Annotated in this window: 16 protein-coding genes and 4 pseudogenes; 8 read left to right on the top strand and 12 right to left on the bottom strand. The window is 62.2% G+C overall.

Translation table 11 applies throughout. The features are described 5' to 3' along the window. The first annotated feature begins 218 nt into the window (after window positions 1–218). Together PO883_RS28560 and PO883_RS28555 are read left to right on the top strand one after the other, a co-directional pair. Window positions 219–1,640, top strand: coding sequence for an FAD-binding oxidoreductase (locus PO883_RS28560; RefSeq protein ID WP_289312776.1), 1,422 nt, complete (start codon window positions 219–221; stop codon window positions 1,638–1,640). 279 nt (window positions 1,641–1,919) lie between these two features. Beyond that, complete coding sequence (locus PO883_RS28555; RefSeq protein WP_289312775.1) at window positions 1,920–2,564, top strand: hypothetical protein; 645 nt, start codon at window positions 1,920–1,922, stop codon at window positions 2,562–2,564. 139 nt (window positions 2,565–2,703) lie between these two features. On the opposite strand, the gene PO883_RS28550 is transcribed toward PO883_RS28555, so the two are convergent. Together PO883_RS28550 and PO883_RS28545 are read right to left on the bottom strand one after the other, a co-directional pair. After that, window positions 2,704–2,949, bottom strand: coding sequence for a hypothetical protein (locus PO883_RS28550; RefSeq protein ID WP_289312774.1), 246 nt, complete (start codon window positions 2,947–2,949; stop codon window positions 2,704–2,706). Next, window positions 2,946–3,557: pseudogene (locus tag PO883_RS28545) on the bottom strand (transposase); the annotation flags it as partial. The pseudogene PO883_RS28545 and the gene PO883_RS28550, both read right to left, overlap by 4 nt. A gap of 289 nt (window positions 3,558–3,846) precedes the next feature. Here PO883_RS28545 and PO883_RS28540 point away from each other — a divergent pair. Both PO883_RS28540 and PO883_RS28535 read left to right on the top strand, forming a co-directional pair. Then, window positions 3,847–4,227 (top strand): hypothetical protein, encoded by a 381-nt coding sequence (locus PO883_RS28540; protein WP_289312773.1) that lies wholly within the window; start codon window positions 3,847–3,849, stop codon window positions 4,225–4,227. 189 nt (window positions 4,228–4,416) lie between these two features. Further along, entirely contained in the window at window positions 4,417–4,830 is a 414-nt protein-coding gene (locus PO883_RS28535; protein ID WP_289312777.1) for a hypothetical protein, read from the top strand. 8 nt (window positions 4,831–4,838) lie between these two features. Here the strand turns inward: PO883_RS28535 and PO883_RS28530 are convergent. After that, window positions 4,839–5,326 (bottom strand): annotated as a pseudogene (locus PO883_RS28530) (helix-turn-helix domain-containing protein); the annotation flags it as partial. Window positions 5,327–5,825: 499 nt separating this feature from the next. Between PO883_RS28530 and PO883_RS28525 the strand changes: the two are divergent. Together PO883_RS28525 and PO883_RS35245 are read left to right on the top strand one after the other, a co-directional pair. Next, window positions 5,826–6,725 carry a hypothetical protein gene (locus tag PO883_RS28525; RefSeq protein ID WP_289312772.1) on the top strand — a complete coding sequence of 300 codons (900 nt, stop codon included), beginning with the start codon at window positions 5,826–5,828 and terminating at the stop codon, window positions 6,723–6,725. A 279-nt stretch (window positions 6,726–7,004) separates the two neighbouring features. Then, window positions 7,005–7,758, top strand: a pseudogene (locus PO883_RS35245) (IS5 family transposase); the annotation flags it as partial. 130 nt (window positions 7,759–7,888) lie between these two features. Here PO883_RS35245 and PO883_RS28520 read toward each other — a convergent pair. The 8 genes and pseudogenes from PO883_RS28520 to PO883_RS28485 all read right to left on the bottom strand — a co-directional run bounded on the left by PO883_RS28520 (window position 7,889) and on the right by PO883_RS28485 (window position 16,877). Further along, window positions 7,889–8,605, bottom strand: a complete 717-nt coding sequence (locus PO883_RS28520) for an anaerobic ribonucleoside-triphosphate reductase activating protein (RefSeq protein WP_289312771.1) — start codon at window positions 8,603–8,605, stop codon at window positions 7,889–7,891. Between the two features lies 1 nt (window position 8,606). Then, window positions 8,607–10,817 (bottom strand): annotated as a pseudogene (locus tag PO883_RS28515) (ribonucleoside triphosphate reductase); the annotation flags it as partial. 127 nt (window positions 10,818–10,944) lie between these two features. After that, window positions 10,945–11,535 carry an SCO family protein gene (locus tag PO883_RS28510; RefSeq protein ID WP_289312770.1) on the bottom strand — a complete coding sequence of 197 codons (591 nt, stop codon included), beginning with the start codon at window positions 11,533–11,535 and terminating at the stop codon, window positions 10,945–10,947. Beyond that, window positions 11,532–12,329 carry a formylglycine-generating enzyme family protein gene (locus PO883_RS28505; protein WP_289312769.1) on the bottom strand — a complete coding sequence of 266 codons (798 nt, stop codon included), beginning with the start codon at window positions 12,327–12,329 and terminating at the stop codon, window positions 11,532–11,534. Before PO883_RS28505 ends, PO883_RS28510 begins: the two co-directional genes overlap by 4 nt. A 7-nt stretch (window positions 12,330–12,336) precedes the next feature. Next, window positions 12,337–13,755, bottom strand: a complete 1,419-nt coding sequence (gene nirK, locus PO883_RS28500; RefSeq protein WP_289312768.1) for a copper-containing nitrite reductase — start codon at window positions 13,753–13,755, stop codon at window positions 12,337–12,339. Window positions 13,756–13,874: 119 nt separating this feature from the next. After that, window positions 13,875–14,255 carry a SirB2 family protein gene (locus tag PO883_RS28495; protein ID WP_289312767.1) on the bottom strand — a complete coding sequence of 127 codons (381 nt, stop codon included), beginning with the start codon at window positions 14,253–14,255 and terminating at the stop codon, window positions 13,875–13,877. Window positions 14,256–14,274: 19 nt separating this feature from the next. After that, a complete protein-coding gene (locus tag PO883_RS28490) occupies window positions 14,275–14,532 on the bottom strand; it encodes a DUF2249 domain-containing protein (RefSeq protein ID WP_167088708.1) in 258 nt (85 codons plus the stop codon). 68 nt (window positions 14,533–14,600) lie between these two features. Then, a complete protein-coding gene (locus PO883_RS28485) occupies window positions 14,601–16,877 on the bottom strand; it encodes a nitric-oxide reductase large subunit (RefSeq protein ID WP_289312766.1) in 2,277 nt (758 codons plus the stop codon). Window positions 16,878–17,055: 178 nt separating this feature from the next. Here PO883_RS28485 and PO883_RS28480 point away from each other — a divergent pair, with 178 nt between their 5' ends. Then, window positions 17,056–17,505, top strand: coding sequence for an Rrf2 family transcriptional regulator (locus tag PO883_RS28480; RefSeq protein ID WP_289312765.1), 450 nt, complete (start codon window positions 17,056–17,058; stop codon window positions 17,503–17,505). 15 nt (window positions 17,506–17,520) lie between these two features. Here the strand turns inward: PO883_RS28480 and PO883_RS28475 are convergent, their stop codons facing one another. Continuing rightward, window positions 17,521–18,828 carry a hypothetical protein gene (locus tag PO883_RS28475; RefSeq protein ID WP_289312764.1) on the bottom strand — a complete coding sequence of 436 codons (1,308 nt, stop codon included), beginning with the start codon at window positions 18,826–18,828 and terminating at the stop codon, window positions 17,521–17,523. A 218-nt stretch (window positions 18,829–19,046) separates the two neighbouring features. On the opposite strand from PO883_RS28475, the gene PO883_RS28470 reads away from it, so the two are divergent. Next, window positions 19,047–20,300 carry a nitrate/nitrite transporter gene (locus tag PO883_RS28470; RefSeq protein WP_289312763.1) on the top strand — a complete coding sequence of 418 codons (1,254 nt, stop codon included), beginning with the start codon at window positions 19,047–19,049 and terminating at the stop codon, window positions 20,298–20,300. Window positions 20,301–20,310 lie beyond the last annotated feature (10 nt).

The following is a 20,310-nucleotide window of genomic DNA, read 5'->3' as shown; positions in this document are numbered from 1 at the left end:
GGTCATTTGAACGTGCGCTGGTCAAATGCGAACTTGGAAAAAATCCGATATCGAGCAGGTATCAACCAACGCTACCCAATGGAGCACTTTCACGAACTTGAAACATGAGGACAAAGCGCTGAGCGGCCGGGTAACGATTCGGTGCTAGAGTGGTCTTCTTCACCACATTGCAAGCATGCGCGGCGCCGGTAAACGTCGCATCCTGCTTGCTACGCCCAATGTTTATGTCGACGACTCGCCGCACTTTCCTAGCCCAGGCATTAGGGTCTGCGGGGCTGCTTTCACTCTGCCACGTTTCGGTGCTGGCCCGGCCTACGTTCGGGATCTCCAACGTCAGCCAGCTGTACCGCGTCGAAGTAGCCCGCATCGTCGTCCCGTTGTCTACCGAAGAAGTAGCGCGTGAAGTCTTGGGATGGACAGGAAAAGTGGCAGTCGGCGGGGGACGATACAGCATGGGCGGCCAGACTGCCGTCGCCCTTGGGTTGCACCTCGACATGCGGCGGATGGATCGGTTACTGCACTTTGACCCGACAGCGCGCACGGTGAGGGTACAGGCAGGCATGACCTGGCGCGACCTGCAAGACACACTCGATCCCGCTGGACTGGCGGTGAAAAGCATGCAAAGCTTTTCGAACTTCACGATTGGCGGCGCCGTCTCTGTCAATGCGCATGGGCGATACACTGATACCGGTCCGGTAGGGAGCACGGTGCGATCGCTGCGCCTTGTGCTGGCCGATGGTTCGATCATCGACGCGAGTGCCAATGAAAACATCGAACTATTTCGCGCCGCTATCGGCGGATACGGCGCTATCGGCGTCATCACAGAGATTGAACTTGAATTGACGGAGAACTGCCGTATCGAACGCCTAGTTGTGCCGCTCAAGCTGGCAACCTATCGTGCGTACTTCACCCGTCACGTGCGCGATGCGGCCGATGTCATTATGCATAACGCAGACCTGCTACCGCCTCGTTTCGATCAACCAGTAGCCGTCTCGTGGCGCCGCACCGGCAAAGCGTTGACCGAATCGGCGCGTCTGGTCCCACGCGGCCTGTCCTATCGACTTAGCCAAAGCGCGCTACAAGTGGCCACCGAGGTGCCGGGCGGTGATCTCTTGGTCCGACACGTATTGCATCCTTTGTTTCGCTCGCAAGGCACGGTAAAGTGGCGTAACCACGAGGCCAGCCTGGACGTGCGCGAACTAGATCCACCATCGCGCGCAACTTCCACTTATGCCCTGCAGGAATACTTTATTCCAGTAGTTCATTTCGAGTCCTTTACCCGAGCAATGGCAGCGCTGATCCTTCAGCATCGTGCGCAAGTGTTGAGCGTATCTGTGCGACACGCAAACCCTGATCCAGTTCCACTTCTGCCATGGGCTAAAGAGGAAGTATTTTCGTTCGTGGTGTACTACAAGCAAAAGACCAATGCAGCTGCATGTGCCGCCGTGGGTGAGTGGACGCGGGCAATGATCGAGATGGCATTGCAGTATGGCGGACGGTACTATCTCCCCTATCAGTTGCACGCTACGAGAGCCCAATTTGCACTCGCATATCCCGAAATTGAAGCGCTCCGACGCTTGAAGCGGACGGTGGACACTGATGGAAAATTCTCAAACGCGATGTGGGCGAAATACCTCTGATTGGGCGCCGACCGAATCCCTACACATCTCGCTTAGCTTGAGCTATTCCAGCTTGACGATTGAAAGGTGAATTTCTGTTCAGGGCGGTATCGGCCGAGATTTGTCACCGCAGCGCAAGCGTCAAGTACAATTGGCAGGAATCGGCCAGAAGCGGTCATCGGGCACTTGACGGGGGCTAGTTCTTAAGAATTCAGCTCCATCGCCCCTACGACCGCAACCTTCGCGGGAAGTGGCGGAAGGTACCCATCGTTCGGTGACGGACGAGACGGCGTGTGACGAATGTTGAAGACCATGAGAAAATGCGCCCATTTTTCTCGTCATTTAGAGGCAACGATGCCCGGCATATCAATCCAGCTCGATGGAATCCACATCGCAACAATCAACCTCTCTGGAATGGATGTTGTGGATGTATCAGCTCATGGCGCGCTCGATCAGAATCCGAAAGCAGCGCTCGGCGCTATGGGAGGCAACTACGCAGAAGGCGGGTGCGGGCATCTGATCTGGGTATCCGATCAGACTCTATTGCCCGGTGAAGTGTTGAGCGTGAAGTTGAACGCGGCGTGCGATAGCTCGGATCAAGGCAAGACAATTCAAGAGCTTTTCCCTGATGACGAGCCATGCACCCAAACTGACTTTACGATCAACGACGAAATGGCCGCAGAAATACGTGCCCGGCCCAGGCTGCATGACGAATTTGCTGTGCAGGTCGAGACGTCACAAGGTCAGCGGGCGGTGGCAGTGAGCAACGAACACAACACAAGTTTCTCTTTCGGGGTGCTGTGGGATTTCACGCGCCCAACACAGGCACGCGTTCGCCTGACGACCCATTGCCTTAACGATGTGCTAGCACGACAAACTGGCACCAATCATTTCGAGGCCATCCTTTCATTTGGCGATAGCGCATCATTTATGCTCGCCCGTTAATTAAAACCTCGATTGGCGGACTTCGTTAAGGGTTGTCCGATGCCGGCCGCCGTCACGGGCCCGAACTGATGCACGCAAGCGTCACCGGCCGGCGTTGGGCAAGCCGCGAAGGAGGAAACCGCGGGATGGATCGTTGGCGTCAGCCTGTGCCACTGGCTATGGCGATTTGAATGGCGCCGCTATCCAGGTAGGTGTCAATTGCGGCGACCGATCTGTTGGCGATGACGCCCAGGATGCCTTTCATGACCGTGAAATGGCCGTCTGCGCCACGGTCGGTCGCGTGCAATCGAGTCGTCTTGACGGGGAAGATAAAGCGTCCCCGCATCGGCCTTGACCGACGGCCTGGGCGCTGCCCGTACGAACAAGTTTGGTATGCGACGTTCATGGCGGAGCGCCTTGATGTCGTGGTGGCGCGTGAATCGGATGGATCGGCAAGAAGATGGCTGTGATCGCCATCGGCGCGCCACAATGCCGGCAGGTGAACGTTGGCGCAATTCGTTCGGTAGCCTGTACTGCGGCGACGGGAGCTGGCACTTGCAGCAGTGCGCGCGCCAGCGCCAGGTTGGCCTTGCGTCCGGCGTTGGCAAGGATTCCGTAGTGGCGGATTCGGTGGAAACCTGTGGGCAGGACATGCAGCAGGAAGCGGCGCATGAACTCGCCAATGTCGAGCGTCCTCGTCTTGTGCATCGCGTCCTTGGCGCGATAGTCTTTCCAGCGAAACGTCACGCCACGTTCGTCCATGGCGACCAGGCGCCGGTTTGAGATGGCAACCCGGTGCGTGTAGCGCGACAGGTAGGCCAATGCCGCCTCGGGTCCGGCGAACGGGCGCTTGGCATGGACCACCCACTCGCAGTGCCGCAGCGGCGCCAGCCAGCGCGCGAGGGCGCTCGATTGCGCCAACGCGGCATACTCGCCGAACAAGCGGATCTGGCCGGCGTGGTGGGCCGTAGCCAGCGCATCCAGGAAGCGCCGCCGGAACAAGCGCCGGAGCACCGGTTGTCGGCCAGGAGCGGTCAGTGGTGCGCTATTTTTTGGGCGACGCCGAATCCGAGTTCACATGAGGAGTGTCAAAACATCGACGACATCAAACCTAAGTATCAGTGCCCAAGCTGGCATCGCGGCGTATTGAATCGCAGTGTGCCGTGCTGCTTATGTTGCCGCGACAGGCTACCCGTGGCCGTTCGCTTCAGCCCGGATGAAATCGCGCCATCGTCCGGCGATACTGCCTTTCAAAGACGCCCCTTGGAAGGAGCCCGCTTTGATGTCACCAGGGTCTGGAGAAATGATGATGCCTTCTAATAAGCACGATAACCGCGCTGGGCCGCTTCCTCCGAGCTGGCTGTTTTCATTAATCACAGGCGCACTGACGGTCGTCGCCGCAGTCTTTGGCATGTATCTCAACGCCTGCGGTGGGATTGGCGAAGCCATGGCTTTCACCTTGATTCTGTTCGTCCTTTTCATGCCCGCAGTTCCTCAGATACTGATCGGCGTGACTGCGATTGTGCTCGCGGTGACCCTCTGCGTGCGCTGGGCGTCGACAAACGTATGGATGAACGAGCGCATTAGCCTGCTCGTTTTTGTTTTGCCGGTTCTGGGTCTCGTCGTGGGAGTGATATACGGATGGCAAATACCCTCATCGAACGCTTGCGTGCTTAAAACCTGAGCGCGAGCGGCTGTTTCGTATGCGAGTTGCGTAAGCGTTTCACAGCGGGAGTCTCACATCAAAAATTACGGACAGGCTGTTGTCACTGTTGAAGATGAAGTAAGGCCTTCTGTTCTTTTTGAACAAAACGTCCGGTAAGGGGCGGGAAGCAGACCTTGACCTGGAAGATAAACGTATGGAAATTCACCTATGGTTGTCAAAATGATTGACTTCGCAACTGTTGAAATGGCCGGTGATGACTTCTGGGCGGATCATGAATCCGAGATCGTGTCAAAACAGTTGGAATGCTTTTCTGCCGCTGATTGGGATGCTCTTTCGTTTGAGTTAGGTACTCGAGGCGTAGTTTTCCAAGAGCGAATTGCGCAGCTTCTTGGCGAGCGCGATATCGGTCAGGCAGCAGATATCCTTCTTCCTATGGCGGCCTCAAAAGACCGCGAGTTGGCGTTAACCGCACGCGAGTCATTAAGAGGAATGAGTTTTCAAGTGGTAGCATCTGGGGCTTGCCGTTTGTCGGCCCAGGGAAAGCTGGCAACAGAAGTGATCGCCTGCGAATCGATCAATGAAATTCTGGATGCTATTGAACACAGGTCTAGCATCTTTTGATCCGGCCAGCGTTTGATACTCGTTTCATCGATGCCGACCACCTTGATCCCCGTCATCACGTCGCATCCACGTAGTGTTCGATCCGCCGCCACAGGCGCTTCGACGCCCCCCGCAATTGCATTGCCGCTTGCGCCACCGGCAGCGCCTGGCACAGCGACAGGGCCAGGGCTTCGAACAGCAGGGTGAAGCCGCTGCCGGGGCGCGCCCACGGTACTTCGACGAGCGAGGTCTTGCCGCAGACGCCTCAATCGACCCGCGGCACTTCGGCGTGCAGCCAAACCTCGAACTGGATGAAATCGAGATGGCGCCAGTCGCGCCGGATGCGGTCGTGGACCCCTTGCCCGTTCACGCCGCAGGCCGGACACGGTAACTTCTTCGCGTCGCAGGCCACCTCGAAGTCGATACGCCGCTTGGCAGTATCGAGCTCGACTTTGGTCACCGACCACGGTGCTTGCAGGCCTAGCAGTCTGTCGGACTTAGAAAACGAAAACGCGATGGCGCGCCTCAAACGAAAAAATATGAACTGCGGACACCATCCGAGGCATTTAAATGCCGAAATTCAGCCTAAATTTTCAGCAGTGGGGGCAAAATATTTCTTTTGTACCCATAGTCCGACAGGCTGCTAGCGTGCTTGTAAACAGGGCTTCAACGGCAATACTCATCAGGCGTTCTTTGTCTTCAAAATGGCAGTGCCCGCTATGGTACTAGAAGTCAAGTTCCATACAAAACGGCATAGAGCCAAAAAATCTCACTGGCTGAGCAGTTTATGCTTGTCATGTCAATTTTTTATTGCGTTTGAAGCGTATTTTTAAGGGGAATCCTCAACTTGGGTGGATTGCATCGGGGAGGGAAATAATCATATAATTCATTATATCAAAATAGCAATTTTATTGCGCAAAATGGCGTCATACTTGTTTTGTTAGAATTATATCAACTATGATATTTTTATCATTAATCTCATCAGGAAACCATCTAAGGTAAGGTAACGAACGACCATGAAGAAATCGATTCAGAAGAAAAGTCAGCTGGCAAATCACTCGACACGTCTGTCCAAATTTGCCGTATTTGGTTTCTCTGCCACGCTTGCGCTGGCAGGCTGCGGTGGCGGTGGCGGCGGCTCGCCGGCATCTCCGGTACCAACGCCAACGCCGACACCAACGCCGACACCAACGCCGACACCAACGCCGACACCAACGCCAACGCCAACGCCAACACCAACACCGACGCCAACAGGTAGCAGCAGCGCTTGCAGCTTCGACGGCAGCCCCCTCTTCGTTGCAGGCAATATCATTCAAACCGACGGCAATATGTACAATACCGATGGATCGATCATCGGCACCGAAAGGCACATGCTGACGATTGCCGACGGAACGAGTTTTCACGGTTCAAGTGGTTTGAAGGAACAAACCGACGACCTTACATTGACCTATTCCAGTGCCGTTGGCGGTAGCACATCGAACACCAAGAACAAGGCCTACAGTAATTTTGTTGGCGGTGAATTCTTTAACTATGGATTTACGTCTTCGACCACGCTTGCGGGAAATACCTCCAACGTCCTCACTTACTTCTCGCCACCGGCATCGACTGCACCGTTTCAACCGGCGTTGAATACACCGTACTCGCGCACTTATACGACGGTGACCGAGGTCGATGGCAAGGCGCAACCGGCATCGACGCAAACAGTTACCACGACATTTTCGGTGGAGCAGATCACAGTGCTCGCTGGCACTTTCCAAGCGTGCAAGCTCAAATCTGAAGTGTCGGGACCGCAAGCAAATGTGTACTATACGTGGACGGTAGGCAGTGGCCGCCTGAAGGGGATCACGCTGAAGCAGGCGGGCGGCGACGGTGTCAAGCGCTCGGAAGCCAAAGTCATATTGCTGAACGGCCAGTAACGCTAGCTTGACGCATCGATGGCGGGAATTCTGGCGGTCGCATTGTCAGCCAGAATTCCCGTCAATACGAGTGATTGCCAATTTTGCCAGGAAGCGCCAGTGCCATCGAGGCATGGTTGAATGAAAAATCCGGCACAATTTGCCAATTTAAAGATGAGAAAGTATGTTTTTGAACATTGACAATGCTGCTATGCCAATGAGGCTTGTGCATCGTCTTTCAAGTATTGACGCTTACTGTGTTTGCAGACGGACTGATTCCGTGACCCAAGCACTTCTTCTATAGCAGATCATCTCCCGGCACATAGCCGATCGCCGAAAGGCAGACGGCCACGTATCAATGACCGCGCCACCCTGACCGGGATCCTGTTTATCCTCAAGACTGGAATACCGTGGGAGTACCTGCCGTGCGAACTCGGCTGCGGCAGTGGCATGACATGCTGGCATCGACTTCACGAAGGGATGCGAGCCGGCGTTTGGCAGCATATCCACGAGGCGTTTCTGCGACGGCTCCGCGAGCACGACCAGATCATGTGGGATCGAGCTGGCGTTGACGCCGCCAGTGTACCGGCACCTGCCGGTGGCGAGCATGAGGGCCGAAACCCGGCAGATCGTCGCAAACCCGGCTGCAAACACCATCTGCTGGTGGATCAGCGTGGGCTATCGCTAGTTGCCCATATCTCGGGCGCGCAGGTGCATGACGCGCGTTTCCTCATCCCGCGCGTTGAGTCAATCCCTGCAATTAATGGGCTGGCAGGCCGTGCGCGCAAACGTCCAGGCAAGCTGCATGCCGATAGAGCGTACGCTTCGAGAGCACATCGGGCTTGGCTACGCCGTCGGGGAATAGCTGCATGGATCGCGCTATGGCGTGGAGTCGCGGGAATGGCTTGGCCGATGGCGTTGGGTCGTTGAGCGCACTTTAAGCTGGATACACCGCTTTCGCAGGCTGCGCATCCGACATGCGCGACGAGCAGGCATCCATCAGGCGTTCCTTGCGCTTGCCTGCTCGCTCATCTGCTGGCGGTATGCCGAACGGGTTTTGTCAGGCGTTCTTAAGCTCCGTCTTTCCCGCGCACAGGCGGGAATGACGGTTTCGCGGTCGGTTGTCGCAAAGCTGCTTGACCTGGCGGCAAAGGCTAGTTCCTGGAGCGGCGGGAACCGCAGTTCTATGCGGGCCGCAGCACAAACTTTTCAAAGCGCGCCGCAACGCGCTCAAGCGCCGCGGCGCCCATGACCGTAGCAGCCGTTGCGTTCAAGCTGGCGTCCGCGCAACCCTGCGCGCGGAAGGTCTGGAGCGCGTAATTGCGCACGCCGGCATCGGCCAGCGTCGTGGCCAGCGCTTCCACATCGGCCTCGGACAGCAAGGCCGGATGCAGCGTGGTCCTGCATTCATGCGCCACGCCGCTGTCGACGATCATCTCCAGGCAGGCGCGCGCCGGTTCGCCGCTGCCGAACACCCCCGTCACGCGCTGGTAAGCCTCGAACGGCGCCTTGATATCGAAGCCCACCCAATCGACCAGCGGCAACACCGCCTTCAACTGGCGCGGATAGATGCACGCGGTGTGCAGGCCGACCGCAAGCCCCATCTGGCGCACGACCGCCATGGCATCCGGCAGCGCCGGATCCATGGTCGGCTCGCCGCCGCTGAACACCACGCCATCGAGCAAACCGGCGCGCCGCTCCAGCAGCGCCATCACCGAATCCCACGACAGCTGCCCGCGCCGGCGCGGCTGAAGGTGCGGGTTATGGCAATAGCCGCAGCGCCACGGGCATCCCTGGATGAACACCGCGGCTGCCAGCTTGCCGGGAAAGTCGGTTGCGGTGAAGGCGGTCACGCCGCCCACCCGCAGCGCGCCGGCGCCCACGCTAGCTGCGCGCCGCAATGGCGCGCTCGGTGAACCAGGTACGCTCGTGGAACTCGCCCTTCTTGCCGGTATTGAAGGACGACACCGGGCGGTGATAGCCCATCACGCGGGTCCAGACTTCGCAGGGCTGGCGCTCGGCATCGGTCAGGGTGATGGTTTGGGGGGCGAGGAAAACGGCTTGGCTCAGGTCTGACATGGATGACTCCTTGGTTGGTTACGCAACTTCGCGTTGCTTGCGCGCGATCAGGTCAAGATCGCATTTGGGACAAAATGGATGGCTGCCGCCGAGGTAGCCGTGTTTCGGGCAGATCGAAAACGTCGGCGTGACGGTGATGTACGGCAGGCCGAAGCGGCCCAGCGCGCGCCGCACCAGTTCGCGGCAGGCGTCGGCCGTGGACAGCGGCTCGCTCATGTACAGGTGCAGCACGGTGCCGCCCGTGTATTTGCGCTGCAGCGGATCCTGCCGCTCCAGCGCCTCGAACGGGTCGTCCGTAAAGCCGACCGGCAGTTGCGAGGAGTTGGTGTAGTAAGGCATGGCGTCGGTGCCGGCCTGCAGGATGCCCGGATGGCGCTTGCGGTCTTCGCGCGCGAAGCGGTAGGTGGTGCCTTCGGCGGGCGTCGCTTCCAGGTTGTACATATGGCCGGTCTGGTCCTGGAACTCCAGCATGCGCGCACGGACATGGTCCAGCAGGCGCAGGGCGAAGGCGTGGCCCCATTCGCTGGCGATATCCTGCTCGCCCCAGGTGAAATTGCGGATCATCTCATTGACGCCATTCACGCCCAGGGTCGAGAAGTGGTTGCGCAAGGTGCCCAGGTAGCGCTTGGTGTACGGGAACAGGCCATTGTCCATATGCCGCTGGATCACCTTGCGCTTGATTTCCAGGCTGTCGCGGCCCAGGTCGAGCAGGCGGTCGAGCGCCGCGAACAGGCCGTCCTCGTCGTCGGCGTGCAGGTAGCCCAGGCGCGCGCAGTTGATGGTCACCACGCCGAGCGATCCGGTTTGCTCGGCCGATCCGAACAAGCCGTTGCCGCGCTTGAGCAGTTCGCGCAGGTCGAGCTGCAGGCGGCAGCACATCGAGCGGATCATGTTCGGCTTGAGTTCCGAGTTGAGGAAATTCTGGAAGTAGGGCAGGCCGTAGCGCGCCGTCATCTCGAACAGCAGCTCGGCGTTCGGGCTATGCCATGCGAAGTCCTCGGTGATGTTGTAGGTCGGGATGGGAAAGGTGAATACGCGCCCCTTGGCGTCGCCGGTCATCATGATTTCGATGTAGGCGCGGTTGATCATGTCCATTTCCACTTGCAGATCGCCGTAGGTGAACGGCATTTCCACGCCGGCGATGAACGGCACCTGCTCGCGCAGGTCTTCCGGACACACCCAGTCGAACGTCAGGTTGGTGAACGGGGTCTGGGTGCCCCAGCGCGAAGGCACGTTCAGGTTGTAGATCAGCTCCTGGATGTACTGCTTGACGCTCTCGTAACTGAGGGAATCGGCGCGCACGTAGGGCGCCATGTAGGTGTCGAAGGAGCTGAAGGCCTGGGCCCCGGCCCACTCGTTTTGCAGGGTGCCGAGGAAGTTGACGATCTGGCCGATCGCGCTCGACATGTGCTTGGGCGGTGACGATTCGATCTTGCCCGGCACGCCGTTCAAGCCTTCATTGAGCAGCGTGCGCAGCGACCAGCCGGCGCAGTACCCGGCCAGCATGTCGAGGTCGTGGATGTGCAGGTCGGCGCTGCGGTGGGCGGCGCCCACGGCCGGCGGATAGACGTGATCGAGCCAGTAGTTGGCGATCACCTTGCCGGAGACGTTGAGTATCAGCCCGCCCAGCGAGTAGCCCTGGTTGGCGTTGGCGTTGACGCGCCAGTCGCGCTGCTCCAGGTATTCGTTCATCGACGCTTCGACGTCGATCAGGCTTTTGCGGTCGCGCCGCAGGCTGTGGTGCTGCTCGCGGTAGACGACGTAGGCGCGCAGGGTGGCACGGTGGCCGGCCGCGAACAGGGCTGCCTCCACGGCGTCCTGGACTTGCTCGACGCCGGGGGTAGCGGTGTCCAGTGCGCACAGCGCGGGCAGGACTGCGTTCCAGGTCAGCAGGTGGGCGGCGGCGGCATCGAACTCGCCGCTGGCCAGTGCGGCGCGCTGCATGGCCGATTCGATGCGGGTGGCGTCGAACGGCTTGATGGCGCCGTCGCGCTTGCGGATGTGGGTGGGTAAGTGAAGCGGTGGAATGGTCATTTGCTCTCCGTGAAACACAATATGTGGTGCATGGAGAGAGATTATTGACTATATGTAGTGGGGTCAACGGCGTTTTGCGGCGATCGTGAAATCCTTGATCCAGGTTGGTTTTTGGCGTGCGCGCCGCCTATTTGAGCGCCAGCCGGATCTGCGCGACGAAGGCTGGATCGGGCAGGGGACTCAGTTGCGTGCTTGCCGCCAGCAGTTTGCCGCCGGCGTCGAGCAGGCACACGCGCGTGGTGTGGTTGATTTCGCCGTTGCTGACGGCGCGGTACTTGATTTGCAGCGCGCCGGCCATGGCGCGCGTCTGGGTTTCACCGGCGGCCACCGCCAGCCGGAAGATGGCGGGATCGAGCTTGTGCGAGCTGGCCAGGCGCGCCAGCGAAGCGGGCGTGTCGTACAGCGGGTCGAGGCTGACCATCAGTACCGCCAGGCGGCCGGGCGCGGGCTTGACCTGCTCGACCGTGCGGCGCAGGTTTTCGATGATGATCGGGCAGGCCGCGTTGCAGTCGCCATAAAACATGGTCACCAGCAGGGGACGGCCGGCCAGTGCACGCCAGTCGAACTGGCGGCCCTGGCTATCCTTGAGCGCTACCGGCAGGCGATACAGCGAGTCGGCCGGCAGCGGGTCGGCGCCGGCCAGCGGGGCCGCCAGTGCGACGGCGGCCAGGGCGCCCGCGCGCAGCAGGACGCGGCGCAGGGGATTGAAGCGGTTCATGGTGATTCCTTCGGTGTGGGTGCATCGTTGTCGGTGCCGCGCGCGCAGCGAAAGCCCAGGTAGCCGCCATCCTGCGCGCCTTCCATCGCGGCCAGCAGCGCGATGCGCATCAGCACCGCGTAGTTGCGCCGGTCGCCCAGCGAGAGGGCCGCGCCGCCGCAGTAATCGAGCTGCTTGCGCGGGTCCTGGGTGCGGCTGTCGGCGCTGACGAACAGCGCGCTGTAATCCTCGACCCATTCCCATACCAGTCCGTGCATGTCGTACAGGCCGTGGAAATTGGGCGCGGCGCCGCGCACGCCCGGCGGCGGCGTGCTGGCCGGATGGGCGTACCAGTTGAGGATCTGCTCCAGCCATTGCGGGTCGTCGCGCGCGTCGGCGCGGGTGGCATCGGCCGCAGCGGCGTATTCCCATTCGTGCCAGCGCGGCAAACGCGCACCCTCGCTGGCGCAAAAGGCGTTGGCCGCGTGCCAGCTGACGTTGGTCACCGGCGCGCCCGGCGCCAGCGCGCCATGGTCGGCCGCGCCGCGCCAGCCAGACAGGTAGGTGGACGAGGCCAGCACCGCCGGCGCCTGGCCGCGCTGCCATTGCGGATGCGCGAGCACGAATTGACGGAACTCGGCGTTGGTGACCGGCGCGGTGCGCATCGAAAACGGCGCCACGATGGCGGGTGCCTCCTTGCCGTCGGCCGGCAGGACGGAGCGCAGCACGCCGCCCGGCAGCGCCGCGTACTGGCCGGCGCAAGCCGCCGCGCACAGCATCGCGCTGCAGGCGAAGGCGGTCAATTGAGCGTTCATGGCAGGTTCAATTGGCTTTGACCTGGCGCATCTGCTTGACCTGCGCCGGCGTGATGACGGTTTTACCGGCATTCATGTCGGTGCTCACGTAGTTGATGACGGCGGCGACATCGTCGTCGTCGAGGTCTTGCGCCGGCATGACGGAGTTGTAATGCTCGCCGTTGACGACCAGCTCTCCGCTGCGTCCGTGCAGCACGATGTGCGCCATCTCGTAAGGACGCTGCTGGAAGAAGTCGGAATTGGCCAGCGGCGGGAAGACGCCGGGAACGCCTTTGCCGTCGGCCAGATGGCAGGCGGAGCAGGTGTTGTCGTAGACGGCCTTGCCGCGCACGCGCTGGGCGTTGGTGGCGGGCGGCACCGCAGGCGTCTTGGGCGCGGCGGGCGGCGTCTTGGCGCCGCCCAGGGCAGTCTTGATGCCCTTGCCGTAGATCTCGGGCCGATCGGGGCCGCTCACCGCCATCAGGCCAACCGCGCCCTTGTTGAAGGCGCGCGTGAGCGAGTGGTCGACCAGGGTCAGGTTGCCCGGTACTTTCGGCACGAATTCGAGGATGGTCGAGCCGCCTGCCGGCACCATGGTGGTCTGGACGTTTTCCTGGAAGTGGGTGCCGCCTTCGGTGTACACCTTGTCGAAAATGGCGCCGATGATGTGGAAGCTCGACACGGTATTCGGTCCGCCCACGCCGAAGAACATGCGCACCTTCTCGCCGGCGGCGGCGGTCAGCGCGCCGGGGCCGGTGAGGGCGCCGTCGGCGCCGTTGAACAGCACGTAGGTCGGCCGCTCGTCGATCGCCTTTTGCAGGTCGAAGCCCTGCAGGCCGGGCGCGCGGTAGGCGCCGGTGGTGTAGAAGTCGCCCTGCATCACGTAGTATTCCTTGTCGACCTTGGACATGCCTTCCTTCGGTTCGACCAGGATCATGCCGTACATGCCGTTGGCGACGTGCATCCCGACCGGGGCGGTGGCGCAATGGTAGACGTACAGGCCCGAGGCCAGCGCCTTGAAGGTGAAGCTGGCTTCATTGCCCGGGGCGATCAGGGTTTGCCCGGCGCCGCCACCGGGGCCGGTGACCGCATGCAGGTCGATATTGTGGGGCAGCTTGTTGCCGGCCAGGTTTTGCAGGTGCAGTTCGACGGTGTCGCCTTCGCGCACCCGGATCATCTTGCCCGGGACGGTGCCGCCGAAGGTCCAGAAGGTGTAGCGCGTGCCGGGGGCGATTTCGCGTTCGATTTCCTCGACCGTCAGGTTGACGACCACCCGCGCCGGGGTCTTGCGCGTGATCTGCGGCGGCAGCGCGGGTGGGGCGAGCAGTTCCTGCACGATGACGGGCAATGCCGGTTGCGCGGCAAAGGCGGGGGCGGAGCACAGCGAGAGAAGGGCGGAAGCCGTGGCCAGGCAGGTGCCGGCGAGGCGGAGAGGACGTGGACGCATGATGTAACCTTTTCTTGTTCTGTTGGGCGCCGCGGAGGCGGACGTCAACAAGATGCTAAGGTTTGCGTACCAGAAATTCCTTGATGTAGATTACAGTTTGGGGCAATCGGTTGTGGCGCTCAAATAACGATCAAGACCCGGCGCGTGAGCGCGACCGCGACGATGTAGGCAACCGTGAGCAGGGCCGCGCCGAAGGCGATGGCGCGCACCTGTTTGGGGCGCCCGGGCTTGAGTGCGACCGCGCCGAGCATGATGTACAGGACCAGCGCCACCACCTTGGCGCCCAGCCAGGGCTGCACGAACGGGTACTGGCCGCTCCACACCACCATGGCCAGGGCGCTGGCCAGCAGCACCGTGTCGACCAGGTGCGGGGCCACCTTGACCCAGCGCTGCGCCAGTTGCGCCGAGCCGCGCAGCATCCAGACGCCGCGCAGGGTGAACAAACCGATGCTGAGCGCAGCGCAGCTCATATGCAGGTGTTTGACGGCCAGGTACTCCATGCGTATTCCTTATATATGGTCAGGCGATCCCGAAGTCGATGATGATTTCGCCCGGCGCGCGCGCCACGTAGGCGATCGTCACGCCCGACCCGAAATGGGCCTCGATCTGCGCCAGCAGCGGCAGCGGATCGTGGTCGTTATAAAAGCGCATGGTCTCTCCCGGCTCCAGCGCGGACAGTGCGCCAAAAATGGCGGCGTGGCGAAAGCGCTTGGCGACGCCGCGCGCATCGAACGGGTACAGACCAATCGAAGCGGCCGAGATAACAGGGTGTGTCATGGTGATACTCCTTGGGTAGTGTAAACGAAGCGAACCCCGGCAGGAAGATCCCGCCGGGGATAAATGACTTACGGTTTGGCCGGTGCGACCGAGCCGACCACGTAATTGCTGCCGCGCGCGCCGGTGGCAAGCTTGAAGGCGAACAGCGCGAGGAACACGCAGCCGACCGAGAACACCACGTCACCCGGCACGCGCAGCCACACCAGCGTTTCCATCAGCTGCGAGTGGACCACTTCCGGCGAGCGCGCAAACCAGGTGCCGCGCGTGACGCTGGCCCAGGCCTGGTAGATTCCGGCCGGCAGCAGCGAGATGAAGACCATCATCGCCAGGCCGATGTTCAGGCTCCAGAACATCGGTGCGAGCAGCTTGTCGGACCAGGCGGCGCGCTCGGTCAGGCCGCGCAGGCAGAACAGCATCAGGCCGATGCCGAGCATGCCGTAGACGCCGAACAGCGCGGCATGGCCGTGCGCCGCCGTCATGTTCATGCCCTGCATGTAGTACAGCGCGATCGGGGTGTTGATGGCGAAGCCCAGCAGGCCTGCGCCGACCACGTTCCAGAAACCGACCGCGATGAAGCACAGGATCGGCCATTTGTAGGCCTGCACCCAGGGCGCCGCTGTCGAGCGCTGGTAGTTGCGCCATGCTTCGACGCCGATCATGGCCAGCGGTACCACTTCCAGCGCGGAGAACATGGCGCCGATGGCGATCACAAAAGTAGGCGTGCCGGTGAAGTACAGGTGGTGCAGGGTGCCCAGGATACCGCCGAACAGGAACACGATGGTTTCCAGCACGATGGCGCTGTTGGCGGTGGCTGCCGCGATCAGGCCGAGACGGGTGAACAGCAGGGCGATGACAGCGGTGGCGAACACTTCGAAGAAGCCTTCGACCCACAGGTGGACCAGCCACCAGCGCCAGTATTCGACCATGGCGTAGTGGGTGCGCGGACCCCAGGTCAGCGAGGTGGCGTAGAAGCCGCCGATGCACAGCGCGGCCAGGAACACCATGGCGATCAGGCCGCGGCTTTCGGATGGCGTGCGCAGGGCCGGCATCAGGCCGCGTCCAAGCAGCAGGACCCAGAACAGCAGGCCGACGAACAGCAGGATTTGCCACACGCGTCCCATGGAAGTGAATTCCAGGCCCTGGTTACCGATCCAGAAGCTGAAGTCGTTGCCCAGGTGCTGCAGGGTGCCGAGCCAGCCGGAGATGGTGGAACCGGCCACGATGAACAGCAGCGCGTAGAACAGCACGTTGACGCCGAGCGCCTGGTACTTCGGTTCGCGTCCGGAGATCGCGGGGGCGATATACAGGCCGGTGGCCAGCCAGGCGGTGGCGATCCACAGCACGGCGAACTGGGTGTGGATGGTGCGGCTGACGGTGAACGGCAGGATCTGGCCGAGCGGGATGCCGAAGAAGCTCTGGCCTTCGACCGCGTAGTGGGCGGTGATGATGCCCATGCCGACCTGCGCCAGTATCAGCGCGATGACGACGTAGAAGTATTTGCGGGTGGCGCGCATCGATGCGGTCGGCTTCAGGTCGAACAGCGGGTCGGCCTTGGGCGGCACCGGGTCGTCGCCTTCGTGGGCGCGGCCGTGGTAGAAGATCATGGCGGCGATGGCGGCGATCATCAGGATCACGCTGGCGATCGACCAGATGCCGGCGCCGGCGGTGGGGCCGTTGCCGACCAGCGGTTCGTGCGGCCAGTTGCTGGTGTAGCTGATTGCCGTTTCGCCGGGACGGTCGGTGGCGGCCGACCAGGACGACCAGAAGATGAAGGCTGGCAGGGCGTGCAGGTCTTCCGGCGTGACCAGGCTGCCCGAACTCATGGCGTACTGTTCGCGCAGGGCGTCGAGCTTGGGGTCGTTGCCGAACAGGGCGCTGTAGTGGGCGGCGACTTCACGCACCGCTTGTGCGCGTTCCGGCGAGAGATTGACGATGCCGGTGCGGGCATCCCAGGTGTTGGCGCGCATTTCGCGCTTGAGCCGTTCGCCCAGGGCCGCCTGCTGTTCGTAGTCCAGCTGTGCGAACGGTTTGCCGAATTGCTTGCCGGCGTAGATCTCGCGCAGGGCCAGCGCTTCGCGGTGCAGCCAGTCGGCCGACCAGTCGGGCGCGAGATAGCTGCCGTGGCCCCAGACGGAGCCGAGCTGCTGGCCGCCGGCCGAGAGCCAGGCTTGCTGGCCGCGCTGGACTTCGCCCTCGGCGAACAACACCTCGCCGTCGCGGCTGGTGACTTGATGGGGAATCGGGGGAGCGCTCAGGTAGATCTCGGTCCCGACCCAACCGAGAACGGCGAAGGACAGGACGCAGATGACCGCGAGCCAGGTCCATAGTTTGCGTGAGGCGTGCATGGCGTGGTTTCCTTGTTATTAGAACGGGGCGGTACAGTCCGCTCCGTTAAAGAAAGATTCTAGATACATCTATTTAAACAAGCAAGTTAAATACTTCTTTTCGTCAAAGCCGCGCCATCTGGATCAATAGATGTATACTGAATGCCTCATTTGACCTTCATCCAAGCAGCCCACGCCGATGCGACTGACCGCCTATACCGATTACACCCTGCGCACCCTGATCTACCTGGGCATGCACCGCGATCGCCTGGCCACCATCCAGGATATCGCCGACGTGCATGGCATCTCGAAAAACCATCTGATGAAGGTGGTGTACCAGCTTGGCCTGTCCGGCATGGTGGAGACGGTGAGGGGGCGCAACGGCGGGCTGCGGCTCAAGCTGGAACCGGGGCAGATCAATATCGGCGCCGTGGTGCGCCACAGCGAGACCGACTTTTACATGGCCGAGTGCTTCGATCCGGAGAATACGTCGTGCACGCTGGCGCCGGCGTGCGCGCTCAAGGGCGTGCTGGGGGCGGCGACGGCGGCCTATCTGCGGGTGCTCGATGGCGTGACGCTGGAAGACCTGATCGCGCACAGCGCGCGCCCGGGGCAACGGGCGGACCAGGCGATCATCGCCTGGAAGTAGGGAACCGGCGCGCGCCTAGCCCTGCGCGGTGTAGACCATCGCGAAACCGCCGCCCGGGGTACGGAAGTTGGTGGTCTGGCCCTGGTACACGCGCGCCGCCGTCCATTGCACCTTGCCGTCGTAGGTGTAGCTGCGGATGTCGAACTTGAGTTGATCGGGCGCGCCGGCGCTGCCGCCGGTACGCGCCGGCGGCGCCATGATGGCCTGCGCCACGTAGTCGCCATCGAGGATGTCCTGCCAGGCGCGCTTGGTCAGCTTGTCGCCGCGGTAGGCCGCGCGCCCGCCGTAACCGGCCACCGGCTTGAAGAACCAGTCGCGCCGCGTGCGCCACAGGCGCTCGGCGTCGCCGGCCCGCACCTGCTCCGTGTGCGGGATGCCGCTGAGCAGAATCGCGCGCGTGGCCTCGCCAATGCCCAGCGCCGCCAGCCTGGCATCGTCGGTCAGCAGCGCCAGATTGCGCTTGTCGGCGTACAGCGCGTGCGCGCGCGGATGCGGGGTGAGTACCACCGCGTTGACCAGGTAGGCGTCGCGCAGGGCCGCGTGGCCGGGCGCGGCGAGCATGAAGTCGGTCAGGCGGTTGTACACCAGGTCGACAATCAGGTCGCCGCGCCACAGGCTGCCCGCTTCCCAGCGCAGCATCGACGGGTCGACGATCAGCGCTTCGATGTCGTGGCGCGCGAACAGCTGGCGAAACAGCAGCAATTCCGGATACAGGTACTGGTTCTCCGGCTCGTCGTCGACGATCACGATGGTGCGCAGCGGCGCGCTGCGCCCGCCCAGGCGCCACTCGGCGCGGAACATCTCGACGATGGCGTCTTCCAGCGCCAGCGCGCGCGCGGCGCCGTTGCCGGCATCCTCGATCGCGCTGCATCCGTGGCCGGCGCGCGCCAGGGCCGCATTGAGCAGGGCACCGCCGGCGTTGGTATTGATTTCGATGAGGCCGACGGCGTCGTCGCCCAGATGGAAGTCGTAGCCGTAAAAGACGCCGCGCGCGCCCGGATCGTGGCGCGCGATGGGCGGCGCGTCGGCCAGCACGGCGTCTTGCCAGGCCGGCAGCGCAATCACTTCTTCCACCGCGCCGATCAGGCGCGCCATGCGCGCCGCCTGGCCGGGCGAGACAAATACCGGCAGCGCCGCGAACAGGTGGGGACAGCGTTCGCGGATCAAGGCCACCACTTCCGGTCCGTCGCTGTGCTGTTGCAGCGCCTCGGCCAGGGCGGCGGCGGAGGGGCCGGCGCAAAAGCAGCTGGCGTTGAGCTGGGCGGCATCGAGCGTGGCGCAGCCGGGTTCGCAGCCGGAATCGGGTGTCGCAAAGTCTTGCATGGGGCAGCCTTTCTTGTTCTTGGTCTGTTGTTATACCTCAAAACGCGCAAATGGATCGTTGATGCAGATCAATACAGCTTGCCCGCCCCATGGCGTCTAGTTCTTTTGGGCTAGCAGTCTAGCCAGATTGCCGTGGGAAAATCGCCCTCAGGCTAATAGTCGTGCTTCACGGCAGCACGTAAGCTTCCTGTATCAGGTCATCGGTCCGGGAGAACAACGTGTCTAGCAAGAACCAACAACAAATAGCGGTACTGGCGAGCAGCACTTTCGCCTTCACCATCTGCTTCGCGATCTGGATGATGTTCGCGGTGCTCGGGATTCCCATCAAGGCGCAGCTGGGCCTGAACGAAACCGAGTTCGGCCTGCTGGCGGCCACGCCGGTCCTGAGCGGCTCGCTGGTGCGGGTGCCGCTCGGCATCTGGACCGACCGCTACGGCGGGCGCATCGTGTTCTTCATCCTCATGCTGGCCACGGCGCTGCCGATCTGGCTGATCTCGCACGCCAGCGCTTACTGGCACTTCCTGGCGCTGGGCCTGTTCGTCGGCCTGGCCGGCGGCTCGTTCTCGGTCGGCACGCCCTATGTGGCGCGCTGGTTCGGCAAGGAGCGGCGCGGGCTGGCGATGGGCATCTTTGGCGCCGGCAATTCCGGCTCGGCGCTGACCAAGTTCGTGGCCCCGGCCATCATCGCCGCCTTCGGCTGGCAGATGCTGCCCAAGGTGTACGCGCTGGCCATGCTGGCCACGGCCGTCCTGTTCTGGTTCGGCACCTACAGCGACCCGGCCCACAAGATGCCGGCCGGCGTCTCCTTCGCCGAACAGATGAAGGTGCTCAAGGATCCGCGCGTCTGGCGCTACTGCCAGTATTACTCGGTCGTGTTCGGCGGCTACGTGGGCCTGGCCTTGTGGATGACCAAGTATTACGTCACCGAATACGGTTTCGACATGCGCCTGGCCGCGCTGCTGGCCGCCTGCTTTTCGCTGCCGGGCGGCGTGCTGCGCGCCCTGGGCGGCTGGATCTCGGACAAGTACGGCGCCCACAAGGTCACCTGGTGGGTCATGTGGGTGTGCTGGGTCTGCTTCTTCCTGCTGTCCTACCCGCAAACCAACATGATCATCAAGACCGTGACCGGCAGCACCACGCTGCAGATCGGCCTCACGCCAGTGATGTTCACGGTGCTGCTGTTCGTGGTCGGCGTGGCCATGGCGATCGGCAAGGCATCGGTGTTCAAGTTCATCGGCGACGATTTCAGCGACAACATCGGCGCCGTCTCGGGCGTGGTGGGCCTGGCCGGCGGCCTGGGCGGCTTCGTGCTGCCGATCCTGTTCGGCGCGCTGGTCGACCTGACCGGGGTGCGCTCGTCCGCCTTCATGCTGCTCTACGGCACCGTGTGCGTGTCCCTGGTGTGGATGCATTTCAGCTTCAAAGACAGTGCGCGGCCCGCCGCGCCGCCCCGGCTGGCCGTGGTCGCCTAATTTAAAGGAG

Origin of the sequence: Massilia sp. DJPM01 (assembly GCF_030348125.1) — a bacterium.
GTDB lineage: Bacteria > Pseudomonadota > Gammaproteobacteria > Burkholderiales > Burkholderiaceae_D > Telluria_A > Telluria_A frigida.
The sequence above is the reverse complement of the archived record's forward strand: the minus strand, read 5'-3'. Positions and strand labels throughout refer to the sequence as shown.

Bases quoted from the DNA above. Each gene is read 5' to 3' on its own strand.
- PO883_RS28475 (WP_289312764.1), bottom strand. From the start codon at position 18,828: ATGCAAGACTTTGCGACACCCGATTCCGGCTGCGAACCCGGCTGCGCC.
- PO883_RS28510 (WP_289312770.1), bottom strand. From the start codon at position 11,535: ATGAACCGCTTCAATCCCCTGCGCCGCGTCCTGCTGCGCGCGGGCGCC.
- PO883_RS28490 (WP_167088708.1), bottom strand. From the start codon at position 14,532: ATGACACACCCTGTTATCTCGGCCGCTTCGATTGGTCTGTACCCGTTC.
- nirK (WP_289312768.1), bottom strand. From the start codon at position 13,755: ATGCGTCCACGTCCTCTCCGCCTCGCCGGCACCTGCCTGGCCACGGCT.
- PO883_RS28540 (WP_289312773.1), top strand. From the start codon at position 3,847: ATGATGATGCCTTCTAATAAGCACGATAACCGCGCTGGGCCGCTTCCT.
- PO883_RS28495 (WP_289312767.1), bottom strand. From the start codon at position 14,255: ATGGAGTACCTGGCCGTCAAACACCTGCATATGAGCTGCGCTGCGCTC.
- PO883_RS28560 (WP_289312776.1), top strand. From the start codon at position 219: ATGTTTATGTCGACGACTCGCCGCACTTTCCTAGCCCAGGCATTAGGG.
- PO883_RS28550 (WP_289312774.1), bottom strand. From the start codon at position 2,949: ATGAACGTCGCATACCAAACTTGTTCGTACGGGCAGCGCCCAGGCCGT.
- PO883_RS28505 (WP_289312769.1), bottom strand. From the start codon at position 12,329: ATGAACGCTCAATTGACCGCCTTCGCCTGCAGCGCGATGCTGTGCGCG.
- PO883_RS28555 (WP_289312775.1), top strand. From the start codon at position 1,920: ATGTTGAAGACCATGAGAAAATGCGCCCATTTTTCTCGTCATTTAGAG.
- PO883_RS28525 (WP_289312772.1), top strand. From the start codon at position 5,826: ATGAAGAAATCGATTCAGAAGAAAAGTCAGCTGGCAAATCACTCGACA.
- PO883_RS28535 (WP_289312777.1), top strand. From the start codon at position 4,417: ATGGTTGTCAAAATGATTGACTTCGCAACTGTTGAAATGGCCGGTGAT.
- PO883_RS28485 (WP_289312766.1), bottom strand. From the start codon at position 16,877: ATGCACGCCTCACGCAAACTATGGACCTGGCTCGCGGTCATCTGCGTC.
- PO883_RS28480 (WP_289312765.1), top strand. From the start codon at position 17,056: ATGCGACTGACCGCCTATACCGATTACACCCTGCGCACCCTGATCTAC.